This window comes from Streptacidiphilus neutrinimicus (assembly GCF_000787815.1).
Lineage (GTDB): Bacteria > Actinomycetota > Actinomycetes > Streptomycetales > Streptomycetaceae > Streptacidiphilus > Streptacidiphilus neutrinimicus.
In genome coordinates this window covers 4,950-13,230 of sequence record NZ_BBPO01000125.1, presented here as the reverse complement: position 1 = coordinate 13,230, position 8,281 = coordinate 4,950, and the positions used below count along the sequence as shown (strand labels likewise).

Sequence of the window (8,281 nt, the reverse complement as noted above, 5' to 3'; positions counted from 1 at the left end):
GTGCGGGCGGTGTGGGCGCCCTAGGCGGCCCGACCGGCGTGAGCGCCGTGCGTCGCGTGGGCGGCGCGAGGGGCATGGGCGGCCTCGGCGACCCGACCGGCCCGAGCGACCCGACCGGCCCGAGCGGCATGGGGGGCGTGAGCCGCCCGGCCGACGCGGGCGGCACGAGCCGCCTGAGTGCCGTCGCTCGGATTCGCGCGGCGGCGGATGGGCGGGGTGACACCGCCCTGCGGGAGCTGGTCGGGGACGGCCCGCTGGCGTTGCGCCGCAGCCGCCACCCGGACGACGGCGGCGCGGCGCACGTCGTCCTCGTCGGCGCGATGGCCGCGCCGCTCGGCGGGGACCGGCTGCGGGTCGAGGCGGTGGTGGAGCCCGGCGCGCGGCTGCTGGTCACGAGCGCCGCAGCGACGGTGAGCCTGCCGGGGCGCGACCCGGGGCCCGCGTCTTACGAGCTGGAGCTGACGGTGGCAGCCGACGCCGAGTTGGTATGGCGGCCCGAGCCGGTGATCGCCGCGGCCGGGAGCGCGCTGCGCCTGTGGACCCGCGTCAGTCTCGCCCCGGGCGCGCGCCTGCACCTGCGCGAGGAGCAGGTCCTCGGCCGTCACGGCGAGCCGCCGGGCCGCCTCACCTCACGTCTGACGGTTCGCCAGGACGGACGGCTGGTCCTCGACCAGTCGACGGACGTCGGCGCCGGCGCTCCGCCGGGCTGGGACGGCCCGGCCGTCCTGGACGGCCGTCGCGCGCTGGGCCAGCTGCTCACGACACGGCCCTGCGCCCAGCCCCCGCCGGCCCCTGACGCGGCGTCCGGAACAGCTGTCGACACAGCGGCCTTCCCCGTCGGCCACGGCCTGACGCTTCTCACCGCCCTGGCCCCGGACGTGGCGGCCCTCCGCGCGGTGCTCGCCCAGGGCAAGGCGCCAGGCTGACGCCGGGCCGTGCCGAGGCGTGGATGCAAGCCGCCCCCGCGACGACCGTGCGGCGTGAGACCGGCGGCTTCCGATCCGGGGCGGCAGCGGGGCTGCCGCTCAGTGCTCGCGGAAGCCGCCGAGGAAACGGCGGAAGAGGCCACCCTCGCGCGGCAGCGGCGCGGTGGGCGGCGGAGCCGTGGGGCGCTCCACCGCGATGGGCTGGTCGTAGTCGGCGCGGGCGATCGCGTCGATGGTCTGGTCGACGTCGAAGTCCTCCGAGCCGGCGATGGCGGGCACGAAGCCGACCAGCATGCCGTCGCGCATGACCTGCGCCTCGAGGCTGATGGTGTCGTCGGTGTCCCAGACGGCCTCGCGTCCGTCGGGCAGGACCACGCGGACGCCGATCTGGTAGACGCCCTCGCGGGCCAGGTGGGCGTTGACACCCCGCTCCCGCAGCGCGTCCACGACTCGAAGCGCTCGGTTCTCTTCCATGGGCCCACCATAACGGGACAGATCGGCCGCTCTCCTCAGAAACAGCTGAGAATCCCGGGCGTAGCCCGCCTACATCCCAAGGCATAGCCCCGGGCCCCAGGGACGCATCCGCCGCCCGACGGCGGTGCGGGGCGTCCCGGCGCACGATCGGGGCACGGAGACAGCCTTCGCCCTGGACAGGGCACCCAAGCGCTTCGGCGAGCTCACCGCCGTCGACGCCCTGAGCCTCGACATCGGGCGCGGTGCGACCGTCGCTCTGCTGGGCGAACGGCGCCGGGCAGCGCGCCACCGTGGCGATGCCGATGGGCCTGCTGCAGCCTGACGCGGGCGGCGTCACCGTCGCCGGGCGCGCCCCGCGGCAGGCCGTCATGGAGGGCAGGATCGCGGCCATGCTGCAGGACAGCGGGCTGATGCCGGGCGTGACCGCGGCGGAGCTAGTCGGGCTCGGGCGGCGGCGGGGGCCCGGGGCCGCCCAGCATCCCCTGCCTCCGGCCGTGCGGCACCCCACGGGGCCCGGATCAGCGGGGCACAACGCAGCCGTCGGCACCGGGAGTTCGCTCACTGACCGCCTGTCGGCGAGAGCCGTGGGGGGTCGGGGAGGCCGTGGGTGCGGGCCCAGGCGCGGGCGTGGGCGATGCGGGCGGCGGTGGGCGGGTGGCTGGCGAAGAGGGCCACGGTCAGCGGATGCGGTGCCAGGTCGGCGATGTTGAGGACCGCGAGGCGACGCTGCATCGCGACGACCGTCTCCGGAGCGCGCGTCAGGTCCAGCGCGTAGGCGTCGGCCCGAGCCTCGACCTGGCGGCTGCGCGCGTTGTAGACGGGGCCGGCCAGCGCGCCGCCGACCGTGCCAAGGGCCATGACCAGGGCGAGCGAGCGCGGGTCGGACGCGTGGGTGACGCCGGCGGCGTCCAGCAGCGGGGGCCAGCGCAGCGCAGCGGCGAGGACGCACACGGCGGCGGCCGCGCCGAGCGCGCCGGTCAGCGTCCCGTGGAGCACGTCGCGCCGCGCGGCGTGGCCGAGCTCGTGCGCGGCGACGGCGGCGACCTCCTCGGGGGCGGCCTGTTCGACGGTGGTGTCCCAGACCACCACGCGCCGGGTGCGGCCGATGCCGGAGACGTAGGCGTTGACCGCGCTGGTGCGCTTCGAGGCGTCGCTGACCAGGATGTCGCGCACCCGCACGCCCGAAGCCTCGACCATGGCCGTCAGCGCGACGCGCAGCGGACCGTCCGGCAGCGGGGTGAAGCGGTTGAACAGCGGCTCGACGACCACGGGCAGCAGGAACGACAGCGCGACCACCAGCGCGGCCGCGCCGACCGCCCCGAGGACCCACCACGTCCCCGGCAGCCACCGCATCAGCGCGTACAGCACGACGGCCACGCCCGCGAACAGCGCCGCGCCGATGGCGAAGCCCTTGCCCGCGTCGGCGGCGAACAGCCGCCACGACCGGCGCGACAGGCCCCATCGGCGGTTCACGACCTCCGCCCGCAGCGACAGCGGCAGTTCGAACAGCAGCAACAGCAGTTGCAGAGCGACCGCGCCGAGCGCGGCCGTCGCGACCCAGCCGCCGCCCCCCAGCCGCCCGGCCGCGCGAACGAGTCCCGCGCCCAGCGGGGTGAACCCGAGGACCGCGGGCACGGCGAGTCCCAGCAGCATCGAGGCGTACCGCAGCGGCGCCGTCTCCCGTTTCCTGGCCCGGGAACGCGCGATCTCGGCCGGGGTGAAGTCGTCCTCCAGAGCTGCCACGCGACCTAGTGTGGGGGAACCGGGAGTCGACGAACCACACTCACGCACGCGAGGGAGCCGTCATGGACCTGCACAACCCCGCGCCCGTCACCGTGGACCAGGTGGTGCACGCCCTGTCGGTGCTGGGCCAGGAGGTCGTCGCAGACCCGGAGTACCGACCTGACGGCCCCACCGAGGACGACCTGCCGGAGCTGCTGGGCGGTCTGCTCGGCCGGGTCGAGTTCGAGGTGGCCACGGTCGTCGACCCGTCGGACGAGCCGCCGAGCGCGCTGTCCGACCTGCAGGACGGCTGGCGCACCGAGAGCGACAATCCGGAGGTCTACCGGGCGGTCCTGGTGAACCGTCTCCAGCGCACCGCGTTCGACATCAGCGCGGCTCTCGGCGAGGACACCGCGGACGAGGTGGGCGACCTCGGCGACGTGGAGCTGGACGACGACGAGGAGGAGGCGGGTCCGCCGGGTGTGGCCGGCGCGGCCGCGTGCGCGCTGGGCGCGGCCGACCTGCTGGCCGCGCAGGCCGCGGTGGACCAGGGCCGCGCCCGCCAGGCCGTGCGGGCGCTCGACTCCGTCGAGGGCTTCCTCGCCCAGGCACTGCTCACCGTCCACCTGCTCCGGTTGCAACTGCGGGCGGAGGAGGAGAGCGAGGACGAATGACAGGACGGCTGACAGGGGGATCGGCCCTTGAGTCGTGCTCGGTCCGCAGGCGACACCCGGGGCGGCAGCGCAGGCGGTCCGGCGCGAAAGCGATCTAGTGTAGGGGTGTAGCTGGATTTCTGCCGTTTCGGGCCCTGGGTCGCAGGACCCGCCCGGTCAGGAGGGCGGATGGACTACGTGATGGCCGCCGCTGGAACGGCCTGAGGCGGGGCGGATGGGACGACCGGAAGGAGCGCGGGCGTCCACGGCCGAGGCCTCGGCCGTCGCGCGGGAACGGACGCGGCCGGACAGCCCGCACGCGCTGCGGGCGCGGCTGGAGGAGACCGGCTACCTCCTGGACGAGGACCTCGCCGTCGCCTGCTTTCTGGCGGTGCGCCTGCACCGGCCGGTCTTCTGCGAGGGCGAGGCCGGCACCGGCAAGACCGCGCTGGCCTCGGCCCTCGCCCGCGCGCTGGACGCACCGCTGATCCGGCTGCGGTGCTACGAGGGCATCGACGTCACCCAAGCGCTCTACGACTGGGACTTCCCCCGGCAGCTGCTGCACCTGAAGGTCGCCGAGGCGGGCGGCGTCGGCGACACCGAGCTGCTGGAGCGGCAGCTCCACAGCCCGCGCTTCCTCATCGCCCGCCCGCTGCTGCGCGCACTCACCACCTGGCCGTCGGTGCTGCTGGTCGACGAGGTCGACCGGGCGGACGAGGAGTTCGAGGCGCTGCTGCTGGAGCTGCTGTCGGAGTGGACCGTCACCGTCCCGGAGCTCGGCACCCTGCGCGGCGAGCGGCCCCCGGTGGTCGTGCTGACGTCCAACCGCACTCGCGAGGTGCACGACGCGCTGAAGCGCCGCTGCCTCTACCACTGGTTCGACCACCCCGACTTCGCCCGCGAGGTCGCGATCGTCCGTCGCCGCCTCCCGGACGTCACCGAACGCCTCGCCGTCGAGGTCACCCGGGCCGTCCGGGCGCTGCGCGCCCGTGACCTGCTCAAGCCGCCGGGCGTCGCGGAGACCCTGGACTGGGCGGAAGCCCTGCACGCGCTCGGCGCGACAGCGCTGGACGCCGAGCTGGCGACGGCGACGCTGGGCGCGGTCCTCAGGTGCCACGAGGACGTCGAAGCGGCCCGCACCCTCGACCTGACGGCGTCGCCCGCCGAGGCGCCCCCGGGCGGCCGAGCGCCGGACGGCGCGCCATGAGCCCGCCCTGCGAGAGGACCGCGGCCGGCATGACGGCCGCGCAGCCGAGCGTGGACGTGTTCGTCGGGGGGCACAGCCGCGCGGCCTCGGAGCACCTGGCCGCCGTGGTGAGAGGAGCTGCTGATGCGTGAGATCCTGCCCGCGTTGCGGCGGTGGTACGGGACGGGCGCGGAGTTCGGGCTGGCGACGGTGGTCGGGGTGACCCGCAGCGCGCCGCGCGCGCCGGGCGCCGCCATGGCCGTCGGGCCGGGCGACGAGGTGGTCGGCAGCGTCTCCGGCGGCTGCGTCGAGGGCGCGGTGTTCGAACTCGCCCAAGAGGTCGTCGGCACCGGGCGGGCCCAGCTGGCGACGTTCGGCTACAGCGACGACGACGCCTTCGCCGTCGGGCTGACCTGCGGCGGCGAGATCACCCTGCTGGTCCGGCCGGTCTCGGCCGCGCGGGAGCCCGCGTTCGGCGCGGTGGCCGCGTCCGTCGCCGAGGAGACGCCCGTGGCGCTGGCCACCGTCCTGGAGGCCCCCGAGGGCTCCGCGACCGGCGTCGGCGCGGTCCGTGCCGTATGGCCGGACCGGACCGAGGGCTCCCTCGGGTCCGAGGGCCTGGACGCCGCCGTCACCGCCGACGCGCGCGGCGAACTGGCCCAGGGCATGACCGCCCAGCGACACTACGGCCCCGACGGCGAGCGGCGGATGGACCAGGTCACCGTCTTCCTCCAGTCCTTCGCGCCCCCGCCGCGCCTGCTCGTCTTCGGCGCGATCGACTTCGCCGCCGCCGTCGCCGACCTCGGGGCGTTCCTCGGCTACCGGGTGACGGTCTGCGACGCGCGCCCGGTCTTCGCCACGGCCCGGCGCTTCCCACCGCAGGTCGAGGTGGTCGTCGACTGGCCGCACCGCTTCCTGGCCGCGACGGAGGTGGACCGCTCCACGGTGATCTGCGTGCTCACCCACGACCCCAAGTTCGACGTCCCGGTCCTGGAAGTGGCGCTGCGCACGCCCGCGGCGTACATCGGCGTCATGGGCAGCCGCCGCACCCACGAGGACCGGCTCGCGCGGCTGCGCGAGGCGGGCGTCGACGAGGCGTCGCTCGCCCGCCTGCGGGCGCCCATCGGTCTCGACCTCGGCGCGCGTACGCCGGAGGAGGTGGCCGTCTCGATCGCGGCGGAGATCGTCTCGACGCGCTGGGGCGGCACGGGCGCCGCGCTCTCCGCGACCACCGGGGCCGTGCACGGCCCTGATCCGCAGGCCAGGCCCGGCGCGGACGCGCCCGCGATCACGAGGAGCTGACCATGCGGCTGCACCCACGGCATGACCGTGCCCGCGTCCGCCGAGGAGGTCTGGCGCGCGCTCGGCGAGATCGAGGACGTCGCCCCCTGCCTGCCCGGCGCGGCGATCGACCACGTGGACGCCGAGACCGTCTACGGCTCGATGACCGTCAAGGTCGGCCCGGTCACCGTCGCCTACCGCGGCCGGGCCGTCATCGACGAGCGCGACGACGCGCACCACCGCATGGTCGTCCACGCGACCGGCCGCGAGCAGCGCGGCGTCGGCACCGCGCGGGCGACGCTGGTGGTCGAGGCCCACGAGCGCTCCCCGGGAACGACGGAGGTCGACGTCGACACCGACCTGACCGTCACCGGCCGTCCGGCCCAGTTCGGCCGCGGCGTCATGGCCGACATCGGCGACCGCCTCATCGCCGAGTTCGCCGACCGCCTCTCACTCCTCCTGGCCGCAGCCGCCCCGGACGCGGCGCCCCGCGCCGGGACCCCGACTCCGACTCCGACTCCGGACACCACACCGCACCCGACCTGGGCCCGTGAGCCCGGAACGCCGAAGGCCGGACCGGACGAGGCGGTCGCCCGCGCGCCGCAGGCAGAGGCGGACGAGAGAATCACCCCCGCCCGGCGGCTCGCGCCGCCCGCGCGGCAGGCCGAGACGTGGGGGACGACCCAGGCGCCCGAGGCCGCAGCGGACAAGCCGCTCGCCCCCGCTCCCCCACCCGCGCCGCCGGCGCCCGTCGCGGAGGGGGTGGCCGGCGTTGCGCCCGTGCCGCAGGCCGGGAGTGACGAGCCGCTGGATTTCGGGCCCGTCGTGCTCCCGGTGCTGTGGCGTGCGACGGGGTTCGTGCTCGTCGCGGCCGCGCTGAGCGTGCTGGCCCGCCGGATCCGGCGCCGGCTCGCGGACGGCCGGGCGGCGGGCTGAGCGGTGGTCAGGACTGCGTGGCGGCCGAGGTGACCGTCAACGGACCAGACGCCGACGGGACGCCGCCCGAGCCGGTCGAGGTGCCTGTGCCCGCCGCGGAAGGCGACGGGTTCGAGGGCGGAGCCGACACCGACGCGGACGGCGATGCCGAAGCGGAGGGGGACGGCGAGGCCGACGTCGAGGGCGAGCCGCTGGTCGGGCTGGAACTCGCGGGCGTGGGCGAAGACCCGGACGGGCAGGGCTGAGCCTGGCCCCCGCCGGGCGCGAACGGCGAGCCGGAACCGGGCGCGGCGGGAGAGCCGGACAGGCACGTGCTCGACGCCGTCGCCGACCCCTTGGGCGACGCGCTCGCGGAGCCGCTCGGCGCGCCCGTCCCGATCACCGGGGCAGGAACCGTCACGTCGGTCCCGCCCCGGCTTCCCGTAGGACGCTGAAACCACTGGCCCGTGATCGGGTCGTACAGCACGAACACCTGAACCGTCGTCACCGACGGCAGGATCACGGTGACGTTCTGCGCGTTGAAGGTGGACCACGACGTCCCGGTGTAGGAGCTGCTCGTGGTCACCACGGGGGCCAGCAGGGGGTTGCCGCAGGCGCAGCGGGCGCGCGGCGCGCCGTTGGCGTCGACCAGGACTGCGGTCCCGGCCTGCAGGACCGACTGGAAGGAGGTCGCCGCGCCGTTCGCGAAGCCGTGGTTGGTGACCCTGGTGTCGGTGCGCAGCAGCACCGGCGTCAGCGAGCGCAGGAACGGGTCGATCTGGCCCGGGCTGATCCCCTCGACGCCGGCCCACGCGTCGCCCTTGGCCGGATTGGCCCGCAGGAACGCGGACATCTGCGGGACGTCGCAGCTGGAGAGGCGCTCGGTGCCGCCGTAGAGGCCCACGGCCGTCCCGGACACGGTGTGCACGCCGTTGGCGCTGGAGGTGGTCGCGCCAGTCGGTACCGGCGCGGCGGAGTGGGGGGCCGTGGCCGTGGGCGAGGCGCTCACGGCGGTGTGCGCCGGAGGGGTGAAGGGGTCGGGTCCGCTGGACCCGGCCGGCTGCAGCATGACCGTCTGCGCGCTGGCGGGGCGGTTGAGCAGGACCACGGTGAGCGCCACCGCC

The 8,281-nt window shown here is 76.0% G+C and carries 8 protein-coding genes; 5 read left to right on the top strand and 3 right to left on the bottom strand.

Translation table 11 applies throughout. The features are described from left to right. On the top strand, positions 1-926 hold a 926-nt coding region (locus TR48_RS36630; protein ID WP_439654527.1), incomplete at its 5' end, for an urease accessory protein UreD. Between the two features lie 99 nt (positions 927-1,025). Here the strand turns inward: TR48_RS36630 and TR48_RS36625 are convergent. Together TR48_RS36625 and TR48_RS36620 are read right to left on the bottom strand one after the other, a co-directional pair. Beyond that, positions 1,026-1,400, bottom strand: a complete 375-nt coding sequence (locus TR48_RS36625) for a hypothetical protein (RefSeq protein ID WP_042374950.1) — start codon at positions 1,398-1,400, stop codon at positions 1,026-1,028. Between the two features lie 558 nt (positions 1,401-1,958). Beyond that, entirely contained in the window at positions 1,959-3,143 is a 1,185-nt protein-coding gene (locus TR48_RS36620) for a M48 family metalloprotease (protein WP_236652494.1), read from the bottom strand. A gap of 62 nt (positions 3,144-3,205) precedes the next feature. Between TR48_RS36620 and TR48_RS36615 the strand changes: the two genes are divergently transcribed. From TR48_RS36615 to TR48_RS44840, 4 genes are all read left to right on the top strand, one after another. Then, complete coding sequence (locus TR48_RS36615; RefSeq protein ID WP_042374949.1) at positions 3,206-3,796, top strand: hypothetical protein; 591 nt, start codon at positions 3,206-3,208, stop codon at positions 3,794-3,796. Between the two features lie 214 nt (positions 3,797-4,010). Then, positions 4,011-4,982 carry an AAA family ATPase gene (locus TR48_RS36610; protein ID WP_042374948.1) on the top strand — a complete coding sequence of 324 codons (972 nt, stop codon included), beginning with the start codon at positions 4,011-4,013 and terminating at the stop codon, positions 4,980-4,982. Positions 4,983-5,105: 123 nt separating this feature from the next. Next, positions 5,106-6,263 carry an XdhC family protein gene (locus TR48_RS36605; protein WP_042374947.1) on the top strand — a complete coding sequence of 386 codons (1,158 nt, stop codon included), beginning with the start codon at positions 5,106-5,108 and terminating at the stop codon, positions 6,261-6,263. A 21-nt stretch (positions 6,264-6,284) separates the two neighbouring features. Continuing rightward, positions 6,285-7,178: an SRPBCC family protein gene (locus TR48_RS44840; protein ID WP_042374946.1), complete on the top strand. Its 894-nt coding sequence runs from the start codon at positions 6,285-6,287 to the stop codon at positions 7,176-7,178. Between the two features lie 7 nt (positions 7,179-7,185). Here TR48_RS44840 and TR48_RS44015 read toward each other — a convergent pair. After that, positions 7,186-8,281 (bottom strand): DUF6777 domain-containing protein (locus tag TR48_RS44015; protein ID WP_042374945.1); only part of this gene is annotated, 1,096 nt, incomplete at its 5' end.

Excerpts from the sequence above, each read along its gene's own strand:
- TR48_RS36625 (WP_042374950.1), bottom strand. The coding sequence starts at position 1,400 with ATGGAAGAGAACCGAGCGCTTCGAGTCGTGGACGCGCTGCGGGAGCGG.
- TR48_RS36615 (WP_042374949.1), top strand. The coding sequence starts at position 3,206 with ATGGACCTGCACAACCCCGCGCCCGTCACCGTGGACCAGGTGGTGCAC.
- TR48_RS36610 (WP_042374948.1), top strand. The coding sequence starts at position 4,011 with ATGGGACGACCGGAAGGAGCGCGGGCGTCCACGGCCGAGGCCTCGGCC.
- TR48_RS36605 (WP_042374947.1), top strand. The coding sequence starts at position 5,106 with ATGCGTGAGATCCTGCCCGCGTTGCGGCGGTGGTACGGGACGGGCGCG.
- TR48_RS44840 (WP_042374946.1), top strand. The coding sequence starts at position 6,285 with ATGACCGTGCCCGCGTCCGCCGAGGAGGTCTGGCGCGCGCTCGGCGAG.